Raw genomic sequence first — 22,341 nt, forward strand, 5'->3', positions numbered from 1 at the left:
CAGGCCTCGAAGCGCATGCGCCGAAGGCGCGAGTCTCGAGGCCTGAACGGCGGGACACCAGGGGGCCTCGACCCCGCGCGCGCCAGCGCGCCGAAAACACAGGGCCTCAACCCCCGCGACGCCGAAGGCGGCGCCAAAAACACAGCACCTTCACGAGCAGGCCGGCATTCCCCACCCCCACAGCAGGCCCACACCCGCCATTCACAAGCAGGGGTTCATTCCCCACCAGCAGGTCCGCACCCGACTCTCACGCCCAGGCCCCACATTCCCCGACCCAACAGCGGGCCCATCCCCGGCCCTCATGAACAGGCCCGTTCCCCACCCCCACCGGCAGGCCCGCATCCGGCCCTCACCAGCAGGTCCATCCCCACCGCACCAGCCCGCTCGCTCATCTCACACGAACCAGCCCACACCGGCGCACGCCGACGAGACAGTGATCGTATTCACCCGCCCGTCCGACTCCACCGCCCGAAACCCCCGGCCCCCACCTCTGCACCCCCGGCAGAGCGCAACCCGTACCGCCCATATATCTACGGGCGTCGATTCACCCGACCCGTTCGATCGTGTAGCGGACCAACCGGACCAGCGCGTCGTTGGCCGGCCCCGCGGGCAACGCGGCCAGTTCCGTGTGGGCGATATCGGCGTATTCGCGGAGTTTCTCCTTCGCCCGGGTCATCCCCGGGGAGCGGCCGAGCAGCTCCAGCGCTTCGGCCACGTCCGCATCGGATTCCAGCGGCTTCGCGAGCAGATCGCGGAGACGGTCGCCGTCCGGGCCCTCGTCGCGCAGAGCGTAGAGGACCGGGAGCGTATGCACACCCTCGCGCAGGTCCGTGCCGGGAGTTTTGCCGGACTGGGCCGATTCCGAGGAGATATCGATGATGTCGTCGGATATCTGGAAGGCAGTGCCCACCGCGTCGCCGAGGCGGGCGAGGCGTTCCACGTGGTCGCTGTCGGCGCCGGAGAAAGTGCCGCCGAACCGCCCGGAGGCCGCGATCAGCGAACCGGTCTTCTCCCACACCACGCGCAGATAGTGGGCGACGGGATCGCCGGCTTCGCGGGCGCCCATGGTTTCGCGCATCTGGCCGGTGACCAGTTCGGCGAATGTTTCGGCGATGATGCGGACGGCATCGGGGCCGAGAGTGGAGGTGAGCCGGGACGCGTGCGCGAAGAGATAGTCACCGGCGAGGATGGCCACGCTGTTGCCCCAGCGGGAGTTCACGCTCGTCGCGCCGCGGCGCATGGTGGCCTCGTCCATCACATCGTCGTGGTAGAGCGTGGCCAGATGTACGAGTTCGACGACGGTTCCGGCGGTGACGAGGTCCGGATCGCCGGGGCGGGGACCCAGTTGGCCGGTGAGGATGGTGAAGAGCGGACGGAACCGTTTACCGCCGGCCCTGGCCAGGTGCAACGCGGCTTCCTGGAGGAAGGCAGCCCCGGAGGACAGCTCCTCGACCAGCAGTTTCTCCACCTCTTCGAGGCCGTTGCGGACGGTCTCGGCGAGGGCGGGGTCTCCTAGGTCGACCCCCGCCACCACCGTGCCGGCTTCGCTCACAGCAGATGTGCTCATACCTTCTCCCAAGGATGCGTCCGACCCCACGGTGATGAACCTAGCGTGTTCACGTCGGAACGCCCATGAACACGGTCACTGTATTGATCGAGCACGAGCGAGGCCGGCGACCGGCCGTCGAACCGCCGCGGAGACCGGAGCGCGGACGAAGGTATCCCACTTCCCCCTCCATGCCTGACATGCTCATGGTGTGCACCGTACCGCCATCGACATCACCGGCGACGGCCTGTAACTATTGACCGCATGGGTGCACCCGAAGCCACGCCATCCGATGCCGACCGGGACGCGCTGCCCGCACACGTACAGGTGCTGGTGGTGGGTGCCGGCCCGGCGGGTTCGGCGGCCGCGGCCTGGGCCGCGCGTACGGGTCGCGATGTGCTGCTGCTGGATTCCGCGACCTTCCCCCGGGACAAGACCTGCGGGGACGGGCTGACGCCGCGCGCCACCGCCGAACTCGAACATCTGGGACTGGGCGAATGGGTGCGAGCGCATACCGTCAACCACGGTCTACGGATGACCGGTTTCGGCGGTGAGGCCCTGCTCCCCTGGCCGGGCGGTTCGTTCCCCACCTACGGCAGCGCGATCCCGCGTACCGAACTCGACGACAAACTCCGCGAGACCGCCGTTAAATCCGGGGCGCGGATGCGCGACGGCGCGAAGGTCGTGGATATCGCGCGCGACGGTGATCGGGTCACCGGGGTGACCGTCCGGGTGGGTACCGCGTCACACGAGATCGGCTGCCGGACCTTGATCGTCGCCGACGGGGTTCGTTCTCCGGTCGGTAAGATGCTCGGCCGCACGTGGCATCGCCGGTATGCCTACGGAGTGGCGGCGCGGGCCTATATCTCCTCCGGGCGCAGCGACGACCAGTGGATCACCTCGCATCTCGAATTGCGTAATGCCGAGGGCGAACTGGTGCCCGGTTACGGCTGGGTCTTCCCTCTCGCCAACGGCGAGGTGAACATCGGCGTCGGATCACTGGCCACCGAACGCAGGCCGTCACATATCGCGTTGAAACCGCTGCTCGAGCATTACACGGAGCTGCGCCGCGAGGAATGGGAACTGAGCGGTTCGGTGCGTGCGGTCTCCTCCGCGCTGCTACCCATGGGCGGTGCGGTCTCCGGTATCGCGGGCCACAACTGGGCGCTGCTCGGCGACGCCGCCGGCTGCGTGAACCCGCTCAACGGTGAAGGTATCGACTACGGCCTGGAGGGCGGGCATATGCTCGCCGGCCTGCTGGACGAGCCGGATCTGAGCCGGGTGTGGCCGGAACTGCTGAGCGCGAAGTACGGCCGGACCTATTCGGTGGCGCGGCGGATCGCGGGCCTGGCGACCCATCCGCGGATGGTCCCGATCGGTGGGCCGCCGGTGATGCGTTCGAAATTCCTGCAGCGCACCGCGGTCCGGGTGATGGGCAACCTGGTCACCGACGAGGATGTCGATCTCACCGCCCGGGCCTGGCGTACCGCGGGCCGGGCGTCGATGCGTTTCGACGACCTCGCTCCCTTCTGCTAGGTCGTCGTGGCGGTCCGGCCGGTATCCAAGGATCTGCTGCCGCATCTGCGGCGGGCCCGTGATCTCATCGATCGTGCCTACGCCCGCCCGCTGGATCTCGACGGGATGGCCGCGGCCGCCGGGGTGTCGAAGTACCATTTCCTGCGCTGTTTCGCGGCCACCTACGGCCGGACGCCCGCGGTGTATCTTGCCGAACGCCGGATCGAGCGGGCACAGGATCTGCTGCGTGCCACCAACACCACGGTGACCGAGGTGTGCCTGCTCGTCGGCTACAGCAGCCTGGGTTCGTTCTCTCGGAAATTCACCGAACTGGTGGGTGTTTCGCCGTCGGAGTACCAGGGCAAATTCGCCGACGGCGCGCCCCGGATCCCCGGCTGCTACGTCTTCATGCACGGGTTGTCCGATCGCCGTCCGGATACCGCAATTTCGGAGAAGCGCGACGCGCCGAGCGGGCCATAGTCTCGGACCATGCCTCCGATCATTACGAATATCTCGCTGGTCACCGTGTACGTGACCGATCAGACAGCGGCGAAGAACTGGTATGTCGACATTCTCGGATTCGTGGAGACCGCCGATATCCGGATGGGCGACAACGGTTTCCGCTGGGTGACCGTGGCCCATCCCGAACACCCGGAACTCGAGGTGACGCTGATGCTGCCCGGGCCACCACTGGACGAGAATCTCGCCGACGCGATCGGCCGGTCGCTGGCCAACGGAAGCCACGGCTCACTGGGGTTGCGCACCGAGGACTGCCGTAAGGCCTGTGCGGAGCTCACCGCCAAAGGCGTCGAGTTCGTGCAACCCCCGTCCGAGCGGCCCTACGGCGTCGAGGCGGTCTTCCGGGACAATTCGGGGAACTGGCTGGTGATGGTGGAACCGAAGGAGTTCGATCCGGGGGCCGCGGGCGCGCCGAACCGAGGTCACCGGCCCGATACCGGAACGGGGTAGGTCCGGGGCCGTGCGGTGGCGCGGCCCCGGAGCGGTATCAGACTCCGGCGCGCTCCTCGAACCATTTGACGATGAACTTGCGTTCGCTCTCGGCGACCCGTCGCTGCAACTGCTCGGCGAGCGGTTCGATGGCCCCGCCGACCAGCGGAACCTTCACCTTCACCGAACCGGAGACCACGATCTCCGAGCCCGCGGCGGTGGGACGCAGTTCGTAGGTGCCCTTCATCTCCGAGGAGATGGCCGAGGAGGTCCCCTCGAAGGTCCCCGCCGCGGTGGATCCCGTGAGGGCCTGCCAGTTGTCGATACGGGTGACGACCAATTCGCTCTTGAGCACCTTGCGCACGATCCCGGGGATCTTGTCCTGCCGGATCGTCTCGCTCATTTCGATACGGCCGGTTCCCGGGCCACCGGGGTGGGACAGGTCGAGGGTGGCCGTCGGGGCGCCGGCGAACCGGTCGCGCCACAGTTCTTCCCCGGTCAGCGCGGCGTGGAGATCGGCCACCGGGATCGGATAGGACAGCGTGAAGCCGAATTTTCGGGCCATGAGCGCTCACCCTAGCCGACCCCGCTAGCCTGTTGCGGTGCCGGAAACCAGCCGCCGCGAACCGCGCGACCCCGGTCATCCCGAGGACGGTACGCGCGTCGGCGCCGCCACCCCGGCCGAGGACGATTCCGCAGGAGGCAGCGTGGCCGAGCAGACAGTAGTGGCCGAGCCGCTCGTCGCGGCCCCGGAACCCGGCGGCGAACCGGCCCCCGCTCAGGCGCCACCACCGGGTCGCGCGGAACGACTGCGCAAGGTGTGTGTCGGTGTGGTGATCGCCGCCGTCTCGGTGAGTGTTCTGGTGGTGCTGCTGTTCCTGGCTGCCTGGCGCAACGACTATCTGATCGAAACCGAGAAGGGTGAGACCACCGGTGAGGTGCTCTCGGCCGGACGACTGCGCTCGGCCGTGATGTACGTGACGCCGGACGGAGTGACCCACAACCCGAAGGTCGGCGTGCTCTACCCGACCAATCTCACCGCCGGCGAACGGATCAATGTCGAGTACAGCCGCGACGATCCCGATCTGGTCCGGGTGGCGGGCCGCGATGTCCGGGTCGCCATCCTGCCGACACTGTCGGTACTAGCCGTGACCTGGGCACTCGCTCTTCCCACACTATGGCTGCTGCTGCGAGCGGCGACCGGTTCGATGAGTGTTCGCCCGATCTTCGATCCGGCGTCATATCGGCGACGCGTGCCGGGGGACCGGGGCCGCGCAGACTGAGCGGGTGCGCGTAGCCATCGTTGCGGAGTCATTTCTTCCGAATATGAACGGCGTCGTGAACTCGGTGCTCCGGGTGCTGGACCATCTGGACCGGCACGGACACGAAGCCCTGGTCATCGCGCCCGATACGCTCCGCGGGCAGCCGCCCGCACCCCGGTCGCACGGCAGATTCCCGGTGCACCGGGTGCCGGCGGTGATGGTACCCAAGATCAGTTCACTGCCGGTGGGACTGCCGCAACCGGGCATGGTCCCGGTCCTGGCCGAGTTCGATCCCGATGTGGTGCATCTGGCCTCGCCGTTCCTGCTCGGTGCGGGCGGTATGGCGGCCGCGCTGCGCTTGGATCTGCCCGCGGTCGCGGTGTACCAGACCGATGTGGCGGGATTCGCGAAGAGTTACGGGCTGGGCCTGGCCGCGCGGGCCGCGTGGGGCTGGACCCGGCGGATCCACGAGGGCGCGGTCCGGACGCTGGCGCCGTCGAGCGCCGCGGCCGACGATCTCGCCCGGCACGGCGTCCCGCGGGTGCACAGATGGGCGCGCGGGGTCGATACGGTCCGGTTCACCCCGGCGGCACGGAGCCCGGAGCTGCGTGCGGAATGGCTCGGCGGCACCGACAGGCTGCTGGTGGGTTTCGTCGGCCGGCTGGCACCGGAGAAACATGTGGAGCGGCTGGCCGTCCTCGCCCACGACCCATCGGTGCAGCTGGTGATCGTCGGTGCCGGACCCGAGCAGCGGAAACTGGCCGCCCTGTTGCCGGGCGCGATCTTCACCGGCGAACTCGGCGGCGGCGAACTCGCGCGCGCCTACGCGAGCCTGGACGTGATGGTGCATCCGGGTGAGCACGAGACGTTCTGCCAGGGCGTCCAGGAAGCGCTGTCTTCCGGGGTCCCGGTGATCGGTCCGGACGCCGGCGGACCCCGTGACCTGATCGCGCACTGCCGCAACGGCTATCTGCTGCCGGTGAGCGATTTCACCGAGTTGCTGCCCAGTACGGTGGCCGCACTGCGCGACCCGGCGCTGCGCGAACGGTTCGCCGCGGCGGCCCGCAAATCGGTGCTGCATCGCACCTGGCCGGCCATCTGCACCGAGCTCATGGGCCATTACGCCGAAGTGATCGCCGCCGAATACCGGTTACCGCGCTCGGCCTGACCGGACGGCGCACCGGGCCTATCAGTCGCACCTCAGCTTTCGCTCCGCCGGCGCGCAGGCCCCGGATACCTGCGCACGAAATGCGTTCATCAGACCTTCTCCGGGCCCTGCGCAGACTTGCGAATGGGCGGTGCCCGAGTACACCTGTCGGATTTACCGCCGACTTCGCGTCGGGCACGCACCGTCGATGGGCTCCGCCCAACCGTGCCTATTAGGGTCGGGTTGTGGTGAAAACACAGTCGGTCCGGGCCTCGCTGGACAAACAACCGCACGAGGTCGCGTCGATGTTCGACGGGGTGGCGCAACGATACGACCTGACCAACACCGTGATCTCGGCCGGTCAGGACCGGTATTGGCGCTGGATGACCCGTAAGGCCATCGATCCGCGGCCTGGTGAACGGGTGCTCGACCTGGCTGCCGGCACCGGAGTGTCCACCGTCGAACTGGGCCGGTCCGGCGCCTGGTGCGTGGCCGCCGATTTCTCCCAGGGCATGCTGGCCGCGGGCCGGTTCCGGAAAGTTCCGATGGTCGCCGGGGACGCGATGGCACTGCCCTTCGCCGATAATTCGTTCGACGCGGTGACCATCTCGTTCGGGCTGCGCAATGTCGCCGATACCGACCTCGCGCTCCGGGAGATGCTGCGCGTCACCAAACCCGGCGGCCGGCTCGTGATCTGCGAGTTCTCCACCCCGGTGATCCCGGGGTTCAAAACCCTCTACATGGAGTACCTGATGAAGGCACTCCCCAGGGTCGCCCGGGCGGTGAGCAGCAACCCGGACGCCTACGTCTACCTGGCCGAATCCATCCGGGCCTGGCCGAATCAGCGGCAGCTGGGGCGCCTGGTGGCCGACGCCGGGTGGTCCGGTGCGAAATGGCGGAACCTGACCGGCGGCGTGGTCGCGCTGCACCGGGGATACAAGCTCGGCGGCTGACCTGCCCGACCGCGGCCTGTTCATCTACCTCACAGCTGTGAGTTTCGCCGGTGAAGTGGAATGTCATCCGGCGATAACATCGGGCAAACCCGAGGAAATCGGCCGCGGGGACGATCGGAACCATGTCCGAGGCACACGGCATGGGCGGGTCAGGCCCGGAGGCGGCAGCGAAGCGTCACCACGCAGGGCCCCCACCCATGCCCGAAGGACAGAGCATGGGCGGGTCAGGCCCGGAGGCGGCAGCGAAGCGTCACCACACAGGGCCCCCACACATGCCCGAAGGACAGAGCATGGGCAAGCCCGGCCCGGGCACGACCCGGACAGCGTGCTCCTACTGCGGCGTCGGCTGCGGAATCGAGGTCACCACCGAGGCGGGTGAGTCCGGTGCGCCCGTCATCGCCAAGGTCAGCGGGGACAAAATGCATCCGACGAACTCCGGTCGGCTGTGCACCAAAGGTGCCACCCACCTGGAGCTGATGCGGGCACCGGGCCGGATGACCACCGCCTACCGGCGCCCGGGCCGGGGAGAGGAACCACAACCGGTCGGCGTGGACGAGGCGGTGCGCGAGACCGCGACGCGGCTGCGCCGGATCCTGGAGGAGCACGGCCCGGACGCCATCGCCCTGTATGTATCGGGACAGATGTCGCTGGAGGCCCAGTATCTGGCGACGAAACTCGCCAAGGGGCATCTGCGGACGATCCATCTGGAGGCGAACTCCCGGCTGTGTATGGCCAGCGCCGGTACCGGTTACAAACAGTCGTTGGGCGCCGACGGGCCGCCGGGGTCCTACGACGATTTCGAACACGCCGATCTGTTCTTCGTGATCGGCGCGAATATGGCCGACTGCCACCCCATTCTCTTCCTGCGGATGGCCGACCGGCTCAAGGCGGGCGCCAAACTGATCGTGGTGGATCCGCGACGCACCGATACCGCCGCGCGCGCCGATCTGTTCCTGCAGATCGCGCCCGGTACGGATCTGGCCCTGCTCAACGGCCTGCTGTATCTGCTGGTCGAATCCGGTGATATCGATACCGGCTTCATCGCCGAGCACACCGAGGGCTGGGATGCCATGCCCGAGTTCCTCGCCGACTACCCACCGGAGAAAGTGGCCGAACTGACCGGCCTGTCCGTGGAATCCATTCGGACCGCCGCGCGTTGGATCGGGGAAGCCGGCGAATGGATGAGCCTGTGGACCATGGGGCTCAATCAGTCGACGCACGGGACCTGGAACACCAACGCGCTGTGCAACCTGCATCTGGCCACCGGCGCGATCTGCCGCCCGGGCAGCGGGCCCTTCTCGCTGACCGGCCAGCCGAATGCCATGGGTGGACGCGAGATGGGGTACATGGGTCCCGGCCTGCCCGGACAGCGCAGCCTGCTGAATCCCGCCGACCGCGCGTTCGTGGAGGAGGCATGGGCGCTCCCGCCCGGGACATTGCGGAGTGAGACCGGGCCCGGCACCATCGAGATGTTCCGCGAACTCTCCGCGGGTGTCATCAAGGCCGCCTGGATAATCTGCACCAACCCGGTGGCGACTGTCGCGAACCGGAAGACGGTGATCGCGGGCCTGGAAGCGGCCGAGCTGGTGATCGCGCAGGACGCCTACACCGGGACTGCCACCAACACCTACGCCGATATCCTGCTGCCGGCCGCGCTGTGGGCCGAAGCGGATGCGGTGATGGTGAATTCCGAACGCAATGTCACCCTGCTGGACAGTTCGGTCGAACCGGTGGGTGGGGCCCGGCCGGATTGGCAGTTGATCGCGCAGGTGGCGACAGCAATGGGATTCCCCGGTTTCGAATATGCCTCCAGCGAAGAGGTGTTCGACGAACTGCGTCGCTTCACCAATCCCGCCACCGGCTACGACCTCAACGGTATGACCTACGACCGATTGCGGGAAGGCCCGATGCAGTGGCCGTGTCCCGACCCCGGACAGCGGCGCAACCCGATCCGGTATCTGAACGACGGTGTGCACCGGCCGCTCTACACCGATACCGACGGTCACGAACCGCGGCTGGTCTTCCCGACGCCGAGCCGGCGGGCCGTGTTCTGGCCGCGCCCGCATATGCTGCCCGCCGAAATGCCCGATGACGACTATCCGTTTCTGCTCAATACGGGCCGGCTCCAACATCAATGGCATTCGATGACCAAAACCGGCCGCATCGCCAAACTCGGCAAACTCGATCGCGAACCGTTCGTGGAGGTGCACCCCGACGATGCCGGTGCCCTGGGCCTGACTCCGGGTGACCAGCTGGAGATCACATCGCGGCGCGGTCGCGCGGTACTACCCGCCCGGATCAGTGACCGGGTCCGGCCGGGGGGTTGTTTCGCGCCGTTCCACTGGAACGACGAACAGGGTGAATACCTGACCGTCAACGCGGTGACCCACGACGCCGTCGATTCCGATTCCCTGCAACCGGAATTCAAGGCGTGCGCGGTGGCCTTGCGCCGAGTGGCGCCGATGGCGCGGCCGGACATCCCGGAAACACCCGCGAACGCACCGGAATCCAGCGCGTCCGGTATCCACCCCCTGGCCACGATGCTCGGCCTGGATACGGCGGCCACCCCGACGCTCAGCGAAACCGAACGGATCTACCTGGGCGGCTATCTCGCCGCGCTGCAGTCCCTGCCGGTATCGGGACAACCGGTGCTGCCTTCGTCGGCGCCGCTGTCCGAAGGCGGCCGGCTGTGGGTCGACGGCCTCCTGGCCGGTATGTATTCGCGTGGTGCGCCCGCTGATCCGGCGACCATCGGCGACCCGGCCCCACCTCCCCCCGCCCGGACCGTGACGGTGCTCTGGGCTTCGCAGACCGGTAATGCCGAGGATTTCGCCGCGACCACCGCGCACCGGCTCACCGCGGCCGGACTCGCCCCGCGGCTGCTCGATATGGACTCGTGCGAACTGGACGTACTGGCCGGCGACGTCCTGGTCGTCACCAGCACATTCGGCGACGGCGGCCCACCGGACAACGGCGCGGACTTCTGGACCAGGCTCGACGACAGCGCGATGCGGCTGGCCGGTATGCGGTACGCGGTATTCGCGCTCGGCGACTCCTCCTACGACGATTTCTGCGGGCACGGCCGCAAACTCGACACCCTGTTCGCCGACCGGGGCGCGACCCGGTTGCTCCCCCGCCAGGATTGCGAACCCGATTTCGACGAACCGGGCGCGCAGTGGCTGGACGGGGTGATCGCCGCGCTGACCGATTCCGGTAACGGCGGATCCGAGTCCGGCGACAGCGGACCGCGTACGAGCGTCGAATTCCCGGCCGGTACCGCCACCGCGACCGGTGTCCTGGAACGCACCGCACCCGCCGCGCTTCCGGTCCGCCGGGTGGCAGCCACCGCGTTCACCCGCACCGCACCCGTCGCCGCACCGCTACTCGGCAACGAGATACTGACCGCACCGGACGCCACGAAAGAGGTCCGGCGGATCAGCTTCGGCCTGGACGGGCCGGACGCCCGGTACGAGGTCGGCGATTCGCTCGGGATCTGGCCGGTCAATTGCCCGGCGCTGGTCGGGGAATGGCTGTCGGCGACCGGCCTCGACGGCCACCGCGGGGTCACCGCCGGTGGTACCGAGATGCCGTTGGAGCAGGCGCTGCGCACCCATTTCGATATCACCAAGGTTTCCCGGGATCTGCTGGAATTCATTGCCGGGCACAATCCGAGCAACCGGCTCGCCAAACTACTGCGCCGGGACAACCGCAACGAGCTGGCCTCGTATCTGTGGGATCGCCAACTCGTCGACGTACTCCGTGATTTCCCGGTGCACGCCGACCGGGTGGAGTGGCTGGACGTCCTGAAGAAACTGCAGCCACGGCAGTACTCGATCTCGTCGAGTCCGCTGACGAGCCCGGACCGGGTCGAACTCACGGTGGGGATCGTCCGCTACGGGGACCCGGCCGCCGCAGGGTCGGCGGCCCGGCGCGGCGGAGTCTGCTCCACCTTCCTCGCCGACCGCGCCGCGAATACCGAGGTGCCGATATTCCTGCAGCGCGCACCGCATTTCCGGCCACCGCTGGATCCCGGCGCCCCCATGATCATGGTCGGCCCGGGCACCGGTATCGCCCCGTTCCGCGGGTTCCTGCACGAACGGCGCGCACAGGGTGCCACCGGCCGGAACTGGCTGTTCTTCGGCGACCAGCACGCCACCCAGAACTTCTACTACCGCGCCGAATTGGAGGATATGTTCCGGACCGGGCATCTCTCCCGGCTGGATCTGGCTTTCTCCCGGGACCAGCGGGAACGGATCTATGTACAGCACCGCATGATCGAACACGGTGCCGAACTGTGGTCGTGGCTGCGCGACGGCGCCCACTTCTATGTCTGCGGTGACGCGGCGCGAATGGCCAAGGATGTGGACGAGGCGCTACTGCGTATCGCCCGCATCCACGGCAAACTCGACGAGGACGCGGCCCTGGCCTTCAAGAAGCAGCTCACCGCCGAGAAACGCTATGTCCGCGATGTGTATTGACCACCGCCCCGGCACTCACACGGCCGGCGGGTTCAGCCGGGCGAAGTCGGGCAGGCGGTAATAGGGGTAATACGGGTAGGGCGGAGTGAGCGCACTCGCTCCGGCGAGCCGGGCGAGCTGATCGGCGGTGAGTTCCCAGCCGATCGCGCCGAGGTTCTGCCGCAACTGTTCCTCATTGCGCGCCCCGACGATGACCGTGCCGACCGTGGGCCGGGTGAGCAACCAGTTGAGCGCGATCTGCGGTACGGATCGGCCGGTTTCCGCGGCGATTTCGTCCAGTACGTCGACCACATCGTAGAGAAGCTCCTGATCCACCGGCGGTCCCGCTTCGGCGGTCCGGTGCAGCCTGCTACCCGCGGGCAGCGGTTGTCCACGCCGGATCCGGCCGGTGAGCCGCCCCCAGCCGAGTGGGCTCCACACCACCGCACCCACCCCCTCGGCCAGACCCAGGGGCATCAGCTCCCATTCGTAATCGCGGCCGACGAGCGAGTAGTAGACCTGATGGGCGATGTAGCGGGGCAGACCGTGCCGATCCGCGGCGGCCAGCGATTTCATCAGCTGCCAGCCCGCGAAATTCGAGGCTCCGATATAGCGGATCTTGCCCGCGCGGACCAGATCGTCGAGCGCGTGCAGGACCTCCTCCACCGGAGTCCGGGCGTCGAACGCGTGTAGTTGGAACAGATCGATATGCTCCACTCCCAGTCGCGTGAGCGAAGCCTCCACCGCGGCGACCAGCCGGTTTCGTCCGGTCCCGGCGTCGTAGGGGCCCGGGCCGGTGGGCAGACCGGCCTTCGTGGACAGCAGCAACCGATCGCGGCGGCCGCGGATCGCGGCACCGAGCACCTCCTCGGAGGCGCCGTCGGAATAGACATCGGCCGTATCGAACATGGTCACTCCCGCGTCGAGGCTGATGTCGACGAGTCGGCGCGCCTGGTCGGCATCGGTATCGCCCCAGGCTCCGAACAGTTCCCCGCGGCCGCCGAACGTGCCCGCGCCAAAGCTCAGCGCGGGCACGACCAGACCCGAGTTACCCAACCGCCGGTATTCCATCTCGACTCCTAAAGGGTCTACAGTTTCGTTAACAAACCCGAACATACACCCGTCGGACGATAAATGAAACTGGAGTTCCGTTATGACTGGAGATATGGCCGTTCCCGGATCAGTACGCCCGGGCGGCCGGACTGCCCGCGTACGCACCGCGGTATTGGAGGCCGCCGGCGATCTACTCGCCGAAAACGGTTTCGCGCATCTCGACCTCGCCGAAGTCGCCGCCCGCGCCGAGGTCGGCAAGACGACGGTCTATCGCCGCTGGCGCACCCCGACCGGACTCATCGCCGATCTCCTGGCGGATATGGCCGAACAGTCGCTACCCCGCGCCGAAACCGGCTCGCTGCTCGGTGATCTGACCGCCGATGCCCGGTTGGTCGCGAAAACTCTCACCGACCCCCGGCAGGGTCGCCTCTTCCGCGCCGTTATCGCGGCCGCCACCTGTGACGAGAACACCGCCGCCGCGCTGCGCAGGTTCTATGATGTCCGGCTCGCCGAATGGGCACCCTGTATCACCGAGGCCGTCACGCGCGGCGAGGTCCCGGCCGGAACCGATGCCCGCGCGGTGCTCAGCGCCGTCGCCGGCCCGCTCTACTACCGGCTGCTGGCCAGCGGTGATCCCATCGACGAGCACGCCGCCCGCACCGCCGCCGAAAGCGCCGCCGCGGCGGCGGCGGCCGGTACCTTCGTCGCTCCGTGAACGCATCCGGACGCACCCTCGCCCCGGCAACCCGCGGGCGAGCGCACCTTCACCGTGCCTTGGGAATCCAGAACGGGTCGCGCCCGGTGAGGCCCAGGACCCGATGCAGCAGTGGCGCGCCCGGCCCGACCGGCACCACGGGCCCGAAGAGTCCGGGCGTACCCTCCGGCGGAGTGTCCTGCAGGAACTGCAGCAGAACCTCGAGATCGCCCTCGGCCACCTCGACCGGCTGACCGGTGGCACGGGCCAGATCCCAAGCATGGACGACCAACTCGTCCAACGCGACGCGGGCCGTGACCCCCGCGGGCATGGTCACTCCGCCCGCTTCGGTCTCCCCCTGCCACGCGCCGGGCTCCTGCCAGGCCGCGGCGAGGGCTTTCAGCTGTGCCGGGATCCGGGACCGCCAATCGGGCGCCAGGGTTGCGCCGGAATCGAATTCGGGTGCCGCGGACTTCCCGGCCGCCTCTTTGGTCGCCGCGGCCCGGAACGCCTCGGCCAGCCCGCCGACGTGTTCGAGAATCGCGCGGACCGGGAGATCGGCAGGGGTACGGGCATCGAGTTGTTCGTCACCGATCGCGGCGACGGTATCGGCGAGCGCGGCGGCCGCCGCCGACAGGTCGAATTCGGGATGCATCGGAGCTCCTCGGGGTCGGTGGATCCACGTGTACCGACGAATCCGGCCGACGGAAATAACCGGCCGCGATCGAAAACGATGCCGAGTCGCTACCGCTCGGGATCGCACCCGGCCGAACCCGCGCCCGGAACCGGTTCGTACGTACGCACGGAGGCGGAGCGAAGGCGGAGGTTACGCAGAGGATCACCACGGATTGCGTTGTGAACGATCACGCCGATATCTTCACGCGCACGGCCGGAGCGAAGGCGGAGGTTACGCAGAGGATCACCACGGATTGCGTTGTGAACGATCACGCCGACATCTTCACGCGCACGGCCGGAGCGAAGGCGGAGGTTACGCAACACCGACATTCGACCGGACCGCCGTATGCAGATCGCGCAGCCCGGCCCGATCGGTGACGACCTCCAGCACCCGGAATCCGTTCACCGAACCGCTGAGCTCGGTCGCCAATTCGTCCAGGCCCACCTGCCGGTGCGGAATCCGGTACGCCGCGCACAGTGCCGACAGATCCATCCCGTGCGGAGTGCCGAAGACCCGCTCGAAAACGCCGGCGTACTGCGGGTCGCCCTGTTCGAGGAGCTCGAAGATACCGCCCCCGTCGTCGTTGGCGACCACAATGGTCAGATCCGCGGGGCGGGGTTCGCCGCGCCCGATCAGCAGTCCGGACGCATCGTGCAGAAAGGTGAGATCACCGATCAGCGCGACCGTCCGGCCCGGATGGTGCAGCGCCGCGCCGACCGCCGACGACACCGTACCGTCGATACCCGCGACCCCCCGGTTGGACAGCACCCGCACACCGGGCCGCGGCGCGGACACCAGCGCGGCATCGCGTACCGGGTTCGAGGCCCCCAGCAGCAGCTGATCACCCTCGCCCAGCGCGTCCATCACCACCGCGGCCACATGCAGGCCGGTGGGTTTCGGATGCCTGGACAATTCCTCACGCACCACCGAACGGGCTCGCTGGTCGAGGTCGCGGCAGCGGGCCAGCCACTCCGGGCTGGGTGTACCGGTCGTCACCGCCCGGGTCCCCGTGCCCACCACATTGCCCGAGACATCCGGCCAGCGTGGGCCGGTGGTCAGCGCGTACACGGTGACTTCGGGATCGGCCAGGACCCGGGAGACCTGACGGTGCAGGGTGGGACGGCCGGTGATGATGGCCTGGCGGGGTTTCAGCAGCGGCAGCGCCAGTGGATGCAGGGCCGGGCCGTGCACGGGCGCGGTGGGTTCGGCGACGGTCGGGAGCGCTGCCAGCTCGGTACGCAGACCGGCACCGTGTCCGGAGATCACCACCGTATCGGGGGTGAGATCGATATCGAGTGGAACGTCGAGGGTGGCGTACTGGGTGGCCGTCCAGGGCTGCTCGGTACCGCGTCCGGCGGGAATCGCCTCGCCCTCCCGGGAATCCGGCACCAGCGGTTCGCGCAGCGGGATATCGAAGTGCACCGGACCGGCATTCCCCGACCGGGTCCCGCGCGCGGCGGCCAGCACCCGGCACACCGACGAACGCCAGACACTGTTCTGCCGCGGATAATCGGTGGCCGGTTCCGCTTCGGCCAGACCCATACTGATGGTCGCGCGGACCTGACTGCCGAACAGACCGAGTTGTTCCACCGTCTGATTGGCGCCGGTGCCGAGCATCTCGTACGGGCGATTGGCACTGAGCACGATCAGCGGTACCCGGGCATAGTTCGCCTCCAGGACCGCGGGCCCCAGATTGGCCACCGCCGTACCCGAGGTCATCACCACCGGGACCGGGGCGCCGGAAGATATGGCCAGGCCGATCGCCAGGAATCCGGCGGTCCGCTCGTCGATGCGCATATGCAGACGGAGCCGGCCCGCGGCATCGGCGGCCTGCAGGGCGAACGCCAGCGGGGCATTGCGCGAGCCGGGGCACAGTACGACTTCCCGAACCCCACCGCGTGCGAGTTCGTCGACGATCACCCGCGCCTGCGCTGTTGACGGATTCACGCCCTCCAGCCTGTCAGACCATGGCCGCGACGTCTGCGTCGGCCTGCTCACATCCAGGATTCGTCGCGCCGATCCGCGGAAACGAACCCGACGGCGAGGCCCGGACGAGCACGCGCCGGATTCCGAACACCCCCGTGTACTCCCCCCGTTGGGGACCTCGCCGTCGAGGCCCCCCAGGTGCCGCGTGGCTACGCGGCCGAATCACACGTCGGTCAGCCGGCGTGCTTCTGCACCAGATCGCCGAGCCGGGGCAGCGCCTCGACGACGTTCTTCTTGGCCGACGAACGCATCGAGTTGTAGACCTTCTGCAGAGCCGGGCGGCTGGAGCTCGCCGCGCGCGCATCGGTGACGGTCAGCAGGGACTCGGCGACCTCGTCACCTTTGGAGCTGAGCAGCTCACCGAAGGTACCGGTGCCGCCGGCCTGGAACTCGGCCCAGTACGGCTGGAGCTGCTCGAGCAGCTTGGGGGCCAGCGATTCCAGGGCATCGGGGACGATGGACGGGCTGATCTTCTTCACCGCCGCGTACCCACCCTTCACGGCGAGACCCGACGCACCACCCTTATCAGAGACCTCGGCATCCAGGACCTGGACGGCGTCGGCGAGAAAGGCCGGGCGCGTAGCCTCGTCAAGCAGTGATTCAGACAGTGCTGCAACCAATTTAAGGATCCTCCGGATCAGTACTCGTATGGACGGGCAACGCAACTATACGCATCACCCGCAGGAGTACTTTGCGCCCCGCATGGGTAAGCAACAGACGGAGATGACACCTCCGCAACAATGGAAGTGTTACGCGGCCGGGCGATTCGGCGCGACGGACCACGCTGAACAGCGGTTCCCGACGGCCGGACCGGGCAATATCGCGCGAAGATCCGGCCGGCGAAAGCGGAAGTCCGGTCAGCGGCCCCGCGGCGGTATCCCCACCGGATCGCCGATCACGGCTGCCAGGGCAGAAGTTGAACCATCAGCCCTTCACTGTCGGCCAGCACAGTACCTTCCGCGTCGACGAGTTCGGCACTGATGAAAGTTTTGCGCCCCTCGGTACGTTCGACCCGGCCGCGCACCGTCAACGGCGTATCCAGCGGTGTGACCTTGCGGTAGTTCACGTGCAGGAAGGCGGTCCGGCTGATCGGGCGCCCGGCGTAGTGCACCGTCATCCCGAACAGATCGTCGAACAGCAGCGGCAGGACGCCACCGTGCGCGGCGGAGTTCCCGCCGAGATGGAAGCGGCGGAACACCCCTTCCATCACGATGCCGTCGGGTCCGGCCGAAACCGTGCGCCAGGGCAGCAGCAGCAGGCTGCCGCGCCCGGGGAGTTCGACGGCCCGCCCGGCCGGTCCCTGCTGTTCCGGAGCGCGGTAGGGCCCCAGCAGATCGATCAGCGCGTTCACCTGATCGCGCGCGGCGCCGAACACCTCGTCGGGGGCGTCGGCCGAGACGGCCAGGTCCTGGAGCGTACGCATGGCCGCGACGAATTCACCGAATTCCGGCCCCACCCGGGCCGGGGTGATCTTCGGGAACCCGCCGTGCCGCTCGTACCGATCTTCGTCGACAGCGCTGTCGTCGATCGTCGGCTGGGTGTGCTCACTCATATACGCACCGTAACTCCGGGTTATACGGCGTCCAAACATTTCGGCTCAGATGTGGTGAACTCAACGGCCCGCCGCGGGCGGCAACGAGCCTGATGTAATCACCCCATGACGTTCAATCCGACGCTGTGGCGCGAAGTGGCCGGGTTCGAGAACCTGACCGATATCACCTACCACCGCCACATCGAACAGGGCACCGTCCGGATCGCGTTCGACCGCCCTGAGGTACGCAATGCCTTCCGGCCCCATACCGTCGACGAACTCTTCGCCGTCCTCGACCACACCCGGATGACCGCCGATGTCGGTGCCGTCCTGCTCACCGGTAACGGCCCCAGCCCCAAGGACGGCGGCTGGGCGTTCTGTTCCGGCGGCGACCAGCGCATCCGCGGCCGCAGCGGCTACCAGTACGCCAGCGGCGATACCGCCGACACGGTGGACCGGGCACGCGCCGGACGGCTCCACATCCTGGAGGTCCAGCGGCTCATCCGGTTCATGCCCAAAGTCGTGATCGCGCTGGTCAACGGCTGGGCCGCCGGCGGCGGCCACAGCCTGCACGTCGTCTGCGACCTCACCCTCGCCAGCCGCGAGCATGCCCGTTTCAAACAAACCGACGCCGATGTGGGCAGCTTCGACGGCGGCTACGGCAGCGCCTACCTGGCCAAACTGGTGGGCCAGAAATTCGCCCGCGAGATCTTCTTCCTGGGCCGCACGTACACCGCCGCGGATATGCACGCCATGGGCGCGGTCAACGAGGTCGTCGACCATGCCGAACTGGAGAACGTCGCCCTGGAGTGGGCGGCGGCGATCAACGGGAAGTCCCCGCAGGCCCAGCGCATGCTCAAATACGCGTTCAACCTGGCCGACGACGGGTTGGTGGGGCAGCAGCTGTTCGCGGGGGAAGCGACGCGGATGGCGTATATGACGGACGAGGCTGTCGAGGGGCGGGATTCGTTCCTGGAGAAGCGCGCGCCGGACTGGACGCCCTACCCCTGGTACTTCTGAGTTCGCGGCGCCGTGGGCGCATCCACCCGGTGCAAATCGGACACGATATCGCCGCACGCCCCTAGACTTTCCGACGATGGACATCCTCAGCAGCCGCATCATCCTGCGCCCCCGGGACTACGCGACAACCCTCGCCTTCTACCGGGACGCGCTCGGCCTGGCGATCTACCGCGAATACCCGGGCGGGACGGTTTTCTTCGCCGGTCAGTCACTCGTGGAGGTGGCCGGACACGGCGGTTCCGAATCGGATCCGCGAGGTTTTTCCGGGGCGATCTGGTTGCAGGTGCGCGATGTCGCCGCGGCGGCGGTCGAGCTGACGGTCAACGGTGTGGCGATCGACCGGGCACCGGTGACCGAACCGTGGGGTCTGGTGGAGATGTGGTTGAAAGATCCCGACGGGGTGCCGATCGTGCTGGTAGAGGTACCGGAGGACCACCCGATCCGGCGGGACAACCGCTGAGCCGGCGCGAGCGGGAGTTTTCTGCCGGGTTGCCAACCCCCGGCCCCCCGGGCGACGATACGATCGGATGGCCGCCCGATCACCGACGCCCGGTGCGACCGCTTTCGTACCGTCCGTCGAGTGAATCGCAGTCCCATGCCTGGCCCAGCCCAATCCGATCAGCCGGCTCCGGCCCCCGGTTCCGGCAGTATCGACCCCTGCTGTCCACTCTCCGGTGGACATGACACCATCGCTGCCGTGAGCGAGCGAACCGCGGCCTTCCGGCGCCCCGGGGACGAGGCGCGGCCGTGAGCAAAACTTTGCGTACTCTGCCGATTCCCACCGGCAGCGGAGTCAGTGATGTACTGCCTCATCTGCGGCAGGTCCTCGACGGCAGCGGTTCGGCGGCCTGGCTCCCGGTTCCCGCCAGTGATCGGCGCGAAGCCCGCCGCCTCGGTGACGCGCTCGCCCCCGGTGATCCGATCGACGACGATATCGCGCTGGTGGTGACCACCTCCGGTACGACCGGGGTCCCGAAGGGCGCCATGCTGACCGCGTCCGCGCTGCGGGCCAGCGGCGATGCCACCCATGAACGCCTCGGCGGCCCGGGTAGCTGGCTGCTCGCCCTGCCCACCCATCACATCGCCGGCCTGCAGGTATTGCTGCGATCGTTACTGGCCGGTACCGAGCCGACCGTGGTGGATGTCTCCGGCGGCTTCCTCCCCGAGGCGCTGGCCGGGGCGATCGCGGGTATGCGGGGCGAACGCCGGTACACCTCGCTGGTCCCCACACAGTTGATCAAGGTGCTGGAAGCACCCGCCGCGACAGCCGCGCTGGCCGAACTGGACGCGGTGCTGATCGGCGGCGCCGCGACCCCCGCCCCGGTCTACGAGCGGGCCCGGGCCGCCGGGATCAATGTCGTACGTACCTACGGGATGAGCGAGACCTGCGGCGGCTGCGTCTACGACGGTGTCCCGCTGACCGGGGCGCGGGTCCGTATCGAGGACGACCGCATTCTGCTCGGTGGCGGTATGGTCGCCGCCGGTTACCGCAATATGCCCGACCATCCGGCCTTCGCCGAACCGGGCTGGTTCCGCACCGACGACGCGGGTGTCTTCCAGGACGGCGTGCTGCGTGTCCTGGGCCGGTTGGACGAGGCGATCAGCACCGGCGGCCTGCTGGTGATCCCGCAGGTCGTGGAGGCGGTCCTGGCATCGCATCCCGCCGTCGCCGAATGTGTGGTCCTCGGCCTGCCGGACGACCGGCTGGGTCAGCGGGTCGCGGTCGTGGTGGTACCCGTTCCGGGCACCGCGCCCACGCTGGACGCGCTACGCGAGCACATTCACGCCGAACTGGACGCGGTGGCCGTCCCACGCGAACTCACCCTCGTCGACGAGATCCCGCTGCTCGGTCCGGGTAAACCCGATCGCGGCGCACTGCGCCGGCGGTTGCTGGCCGAGTCCGCGTCCTGACCGATCGGTCCGCGACGACACCGTCGCGGACCGAACTCACCGGATCAGGATTCCTCGTCGCCGTAGTCGCCGTCGTAGTCGTCGCCCAGCGGGACCGGTATCGCCTGTTCGGCGATATCGGCCGGATCCGCGTACCACTCGTCCCGGCCGCCACCGATCAGAACGGGTTCGTCGGGGACCGGTATACCGTCGGGCACCGAGCGGGGATCGATATCGGTGTAGGGGGCATCGTCGGGATAGGCCGGTGCGGCCTGTTCGGCCCGATCGGCCTCGGGTACCGCGTCGAAAGTGCCGGGTTCGGTCGTCCGGGGCGTCTTGTCACGCTGGGCCATGGTGGGCTCCTCTCCTCCGTATGGGCCTCGACGGGCGACTACCCACCGAGTGGAAGATCAGTCCAACGATTCCGAGGATGCCCCCGGCGGCCCGATCGGGCAAGTAGCGATTTCCGCGTCCGGTGGTCACCCGCCCGCACTCGGCGATCCAGCCGGTCGTACCCGGCCCGTCCGGCGGCTTCCGCCGAACGCACCGCCCCCGCCCCGGCTGTGCCCGGTCTGTGGACGGCCCCGCCCGGCCGCGCGCATTAGGCTGCGGAGATGGCTACCGCAGCACAATGGATCGAGGGCGCCCGGCCCAGAACTCTGCCGAACGCGATCGCCCCCGTCGTGGCCGGTACCGGCGCCGCGGCCGCCATCGACGGCGCAGTGTGGTGGAAAGCGCTGCTCGCCCTGGGCGTCTCCATGGCGCTCATCATCGGCGTCAACTACGCCAACGACTATTCCGACGGTATCCGCGGGACCGACGACGAACGCGTCGGCCCGCTGCGTCTCGTCGGCTCCGGACTGGCCTCCCCCGCGGCGGTCCGAGGCGCCGCGGTCGGCAGCCTCGCGGTCGGCGCGGCACTGGGGCTGGTGCTGGCAGTGCTGTCGGCCCCGTGGTTACTGCTGGTCGGCGCGGTATGCCTGGCCGGTGCCTGGTTCTACACCGGCGGAAGCAAACCGTACGGCTACAGCGGCTTCGGCGAGATCGCCGTTTTCGTCTTCTTCGGCCTCGTGGCGGTACTGGGGACGCAATACGTCCAGGCGCTCCGGATCGACTGGGCCGGGGTGGCGCTGGCGGTCGGGGTCGGCGCGTTCTCCAGCGCGGTACTGGTGGCCAACAATCTGCGCGATATCCCGACCGACAGCGAGACCGGCAAGACGACGCTGGCGGTGAAATTGGGTGACACCCGCACCCGCACCGTGCATCTGGTGCTGCTGGTGGTCCCGTTCCTGATGACCCTGGCGCTGGTGGCCCGCACCCCCTGGGCCTTGGCCGGGCTGCTGGCCGTCCCGCTGGCCGTACGCGCGAACGCCCCGGTACGGGCGAACCGGGGCGGGCTGGAGTTGATCCCCGCCCTACGCGATTCGGGCCTCGCTCTGCTCGTCTGGTCCGTCCTTTCGGCGGTAGCCCTCTGGCTCGGCACCTGATCGACCTGACGGCCGTCGGCGGCATCTCCATCCCCCCTGCCCGGCGTGATCCCTTCGCCGCCCCGGGGCCCACCGCCGGTCGAAGGCGCGCCCCGCGGCGGTCCGAGGCGGTGACGAAACCGGGCCCCCGGGTGGTGATCGGCTCGTATGCGGTGGCGCCGAGTTCGAGCAGCCGG

At 68.5% G+C, this 22,341-nt stretch carries 20 protein-coding genes; 12 read left to right on the forward strand and 8 right to left on the reverse strand.

What is annotated here, in order from left to right; translation table 11 throughout:
- Window positions 1-544: 544 nt before the first annotated feature.
- The gene (locus tag ACWEWT_RS36425) at window positions 545-1,567 is read right to left on the reverse strand and encodes a polyprenyl synthetase family protein (RefSeq protein ID WP_452565453.1); all 1,023 of its coding nucleotides are present in this window, start codon (window positions 1,565-1,567) and stop codon (window positions 545-547) included.
- A 243-nt stretch (window positions 1,568-1,810) separates the two neighbouring features.
- Here ACWEWT_RS36425 and ACWEWT_RS36430 point away from each other — a divergent pair, with 243 nt between their 5' ends.
- From ACWEWT_RS36430 to ACWEWT_RS36440, 3 genes are read left to right on the forward strand one after another with little or no spacing between them, the layout of a single operon-like run.
- Window positions 1,811-3,082, forward strand: a complete 1,272-nt coding sequence (locus ACWEWT_RS36430; protein ID WP_452565454.1) for a geranylgeranyl reductase family protein — start codon at window positions 1,811-1,813, stop codon at window positions 3,080-3,082.
- A gap of 6 nt (window positions 3,083-3,088) precedes the next feature.
- The gene (locus ACWEWT_RS36435) at window positions 3,089-3,541 is read left to right on the forward strand and encodes a helix-turn-helix transcriptional regulator (protein WP_452565455.1); all 453 of its coding nucleotides are present in this window, start codon (window positions 3,089-3,091) and stop codon (window positions 3,539-3,541) included.
- An 18-nt stretch (window positions 3,542-3,559) separates the two neighbouring features.
- Entirely contained in the window at window positions 3,560-4,030 is a 471-nt protein-coding gene (locus ACWEWT_RS36440; RefSeq protein WP_452565470.1) for a VOC family protein, read from the forward strand.
- A gap of 37 nt (window positions 4,031-4,067) precedes the next feature.
- Here ACWEWT_RS36440 and ACWEWT_RS36445 read toward each other — a convergent pair whose 3' ends face one another.
- The gene (locus ACWEWT_RS36445; RefSeq protein ID WP_452565456.1) at window positions 4,068-4,574 is read right to left on the reverse strand and encodes a DUF2505 domain-containing protein; all 507 of its coding nucleotides are present in this window, start codon (window positions 4,572-4,574) and stop codon (window positions 4,068-4,070) included.
- 244 nt (window positions 4,575-4,818) lie between these two features.
- On the opposite strand from ACWEWT_RS36445, the gene ACWEWT_RS36450 reads away from it, so the two are divergent.
- From ACWEWT_RS36450 to ACWEWT_RS36465, 4 genes are all read left to right on the forward strand, one after another.
- Entirely contained in the window at window positions 4,819-5,292 is a 474-nt protein-coding gene (locus ACWEWT_RS36450) for a DUF3592 domain-containing protein (protein ID WP_452565471.1), read from the forward strand.
- A 4-nt stretch (window positions 5,293-5,296) separates the two neighbouring features.
- Entirely contained in the window at window positions 5,297-6,439 is a 1,143-nt protein-coding gene (locus ACWEWT_RS36455; protein WP_452565457.1) for a glycosyltransferase family 4 protein, read from the forward strand.
- Window positions 6,440-6,663: 224 nt separating this feature from the next.
- Window positions 6,664-7,371, forward strand: a complete 708-nt coding sequence (locus tag ACWEWT_RS36460) for a demethylmenaquinone methyltransferase (protein ID WP_452565458.1) — start codon at window positions 6,664-6,666, stop codon at window positions 7,369-7,371.
- 290 nt (window positions 7,372-7,661) lie between these two features.
- Window positions 7,662-11,849, forward strand: a complete 4,188-nt coding sequence (locus tag ACWEWT_RS36465) for a molybdopterin-dependent oxidoreductase (RefSeq protein ID WP_452565459.1) — start codon at window positions 7,662-7,664, stop codon at window positions 11,847-11,849.
- A gap of 15 nt (window positions 11,850-11,864) precedes the next feature.
- Here ACWEWT_RS36465 and ACWEWT_RS36470 read toward each other — a convergent pair whose 3' ends face one another.
- A complete protein-coding gene (locus ACWEWT_RS36470) occupies window positions 11,865-12,899 on the reverse strand; it encodes an aldo/keto reductase (RefSeq protein WP_452565460.1) in 1,035 nt (344 codons plus the stop codon).
- An 82-nt stretch (window positions 12,900-12,981) separates the two neighbouring features.
- Here ACWEWT_RS36470 and ACWEWT_RS36475 point away from each other — a divergent pair, with 82 nt between their 5' ends.
- A complete protein-coding gene (locus ACWEWT_RS36475) occupies window positions 12,982-13,596 on the forward strand; it encodes a TetR/AcrR family transcriptional regulator (RefSeq protein ID WP_452565461.1) in 615 nt (204 codons plus the stop codon).
- Window positions 13,597-13,645: 49 nt separating this feature from the next.
- Here the strand turns inward: ACWEWT_RS36475 and ACWEWT_RS36480 are convergent, their stop codons facing one another.
- The 4 genes from ACWEWT_RS36480 to ACWEWT_RS36495 all read right to left on the reverse strand — a co-directional run bounded on the left by ACWEWT_RS36480 (window position 13,646) and on the right by ACWEWT_RS36495 (window position 17,789).
- Entirely contained in the window at window positions 13,646-14,230 is a 585-nt protein-coding gene (locus ACWEWT_RS36480) for a TIGR03086 family metal-binding protein (protein ID WP_452565462.1), read from the reverse strand.
- Between the two features lie 333 nt (window positions 14,231-14,563).
- Entirely contained in the window at window positions 14,564-16,198 is a 1,635-nt protein-coding gene (gene menD / locus ACWEWT_RS36485; protein ID WP_452565463.1) for a 2-succinyl-5-enolpyruvyl-6-hydroxy-3-cyclohexene-1-carboxylic-acid synthase, read from the reverse strand.
- A gap of 212 nt (window positions 16,199-16,410) precedes the next feature.
- A complete protein-coding gene (locus tag ACWEWT_RS36490; RefSeq protein ID WP_449906054.1) occupies window positions 16,411-16,857 on the reverse strand; it encodes a DUF6918 family protein in 447 nt (148 codons plus the stop codon).
- A gap of 275 nt (window positions 16,858-17,132) precedes the next feature.
- Entirely contained in the window at window positions 17,133-17,789 is a 657-nt protein-coding gene (locus ACWEWT_RS36495; protein ID WP_452565464.1) for a PaaI family thioesterase, read from the reverse strand.
- Window positions 17,790-17,894: 105 nt separating this feature from the next.
- Here ACWEWT_RS36495 and ACWEWT_RS36500 point away from each other — a divergent pair, with 105 nt between their 5' ends.
- The 3 genes from ACWEWT_RS36500 to menE all read left to right on the forward strand — a co-directional run bounded on the left by ACWEWT_RS36500 (window position 17,895) and on the right by menE (window position 20,699).
- A complete protein-coding gene (locus ACWEWT_RS36500; protein WP_452565465.1) occupies window positions 17,895-18,788 on the forward strand; it encodes a 1,4-dihydroxy-2-naphthoyl-CoA synthase in 894 nt (297 codons plus the stop codon).
- A 76-nt stretch (window positions 18,789-18,864) separates the two neighbouring features.
- Window positions 18,865-19,248, forward strand: a complete 384-nt coding sequence (locus ACWEWT_RS36505; protein ID WP_452565466.1) for a VOC family protein — start codon at window positions 18,865-18,867, stop codon at window positions 19,246-19,248.
- A 287-nt stretch (window positions 19,249-19,535) separates the two neighbouring features.
- Window positions 19,536-20,699 (forward strand): o-succinylbenzoate--CoA ligase, encoded by a 1,164-nt coding sequence (gene menE / locus ACWEWT_RS36510; RefSeq protein ID WP_452565467.1) that lies wholly within the window; start codon window positions 19,536-19,538, stop codon window positions 20,697-20,699.
- 44 nt (window positions 20,700-20,743) lie between these two features.
- Here menE and ACWEWT_RS36515 read toward each other — a convergent pair whose 3' ends face one another.
- On the reverse strand, window positions 20,744-21,031 hold the full coding sequence (locus ACWEWT_RS36515; RefSeq protein ID WP_452565468.1) for a hypothetical protein: 288 nt from the start codon (window positions 21,029-21,031) through the stop codon (window positions 20,744-20,746).
- 261 nt (window positions 21,032-21,292) lie between these two features.
- Here ACWEWT_RS36515 and ACWEWT_RS36520 point away from each other — a divergent pair, with 261 nt between their 5' ends.
- The gene (locus ACWEWT_RS36520) at window positions 21,293-22,165 is read left to right on the forward strand and encodes a 1,4-dihydroxy-2-naphthoate polyprenyltransferase (RefSeq protein WP_452565469.1); all 873 of its coding nucleotides are present in this window, start codon (window positions 21,293-21,295) and stop codon (window positions 22,163-22,165) included.
- The last annotated feature ends 176 nt before the right edge of the window (window positions 22,166-22,341 follow it).

This window comes from Nocardia sp. NPDC003963, assembly GCF_053605105.1.

What these genes read in the sequence shown, in the direction of transcription:
- ACWEWT_RS36480 (WP_452565462.1), bottom strand. Translation starts at nt 14,230, where the DNA reads ATGCATCCCGAATTCGACCTGTCGGCGGCGGCCGCCGCGCTCGCCGAT.
- ACWEWT_RS36470 (WP_452565460.1), bottom strand. Translation starts at nt 12,899, where the DNA reads ATGGAATACCGGCGGTTGGGTAACTCGGGTCTGGTCGTGCCCGCGCTG.
- ACWEWT_RS36495 (WP_452565464.1), bottom strand. Translation starts at nt 17,789, where the DNA reads ATGAGTGAGCACACCCAGCCGACGATCGACGACAGCGCTGTCGACGAA.
- ACWEWT_RS36520 (WP_452565469.1), top strand. Translation starts at nt 21,293, where the DNA reads ATGGCTACCGCAGCACAATGGATCGAGGGCGCCCGGCCCAGAACTCTG.
- ACWEWT_RS36475 (WP_452565461.1), top strand. Translation starts at nt 12,982, where the DNA reads ATGACTGGAGATATGGCCGTTCCCGGATCAGTACGCCCGGGCGGCCGG.
- ACWEWT_RS36505 (WP_452565466.1), top strand. Translation starts at nt 18,865, where the DNA reads ATGGACATCCTCAGCAGCCGCATCATCCTGCGCCCCCGGGACTACGCG.
- ACWEWT_RS36500 (WP_452565465.1), top strand. Translation starts at nt 17,895, where the DNA reads ATGACGTTCAATCCGACGCTGTGGCGCGAAGTGGCCGGGTTCGAGAAC.
- ACWEWT_RS36465 (WP_452565459.1), top strand. Translation starts at nt 7,662, where the DNA reads ATGGGCAAGCCCGGCCCGGGCACGACCCGGACAGCGTGCTCCTACTGC.
- ACWEWT_RS36425 (WP_452565453.1), bottom strand. Translation starts at nt 1,567, where the DNA reads ATGAGCACATCTGCTGTGAGCGAAGCCGGCACGGTGGTGGCGGGGGTC.
- ACWEWT_RS36445 (WP_452565456.1), bottom strand. Translation starts at nt 4,574, where the DNA reads ATGGCCCGAAAATTCGGCTTCACGCTGTCCTATCCGATCCCGGTGGCC.
- ACWEWT_RS36515 (WP_452565468.1), bottom strand. Translation starts at nt 21,031, where the DNA reads ATGGCCCAGCGTGACAAGACGCCCCGGACGACCGAACCCGGCACTTTC.
- ACWEWT_RS36430 (WP_452565454.1), top strand. Translation starts at nt 1,811, where the DNA reads ATGGGTGCACCCGAAGCCACGCCATCCGATGCCGACCGGGACGCGCTG.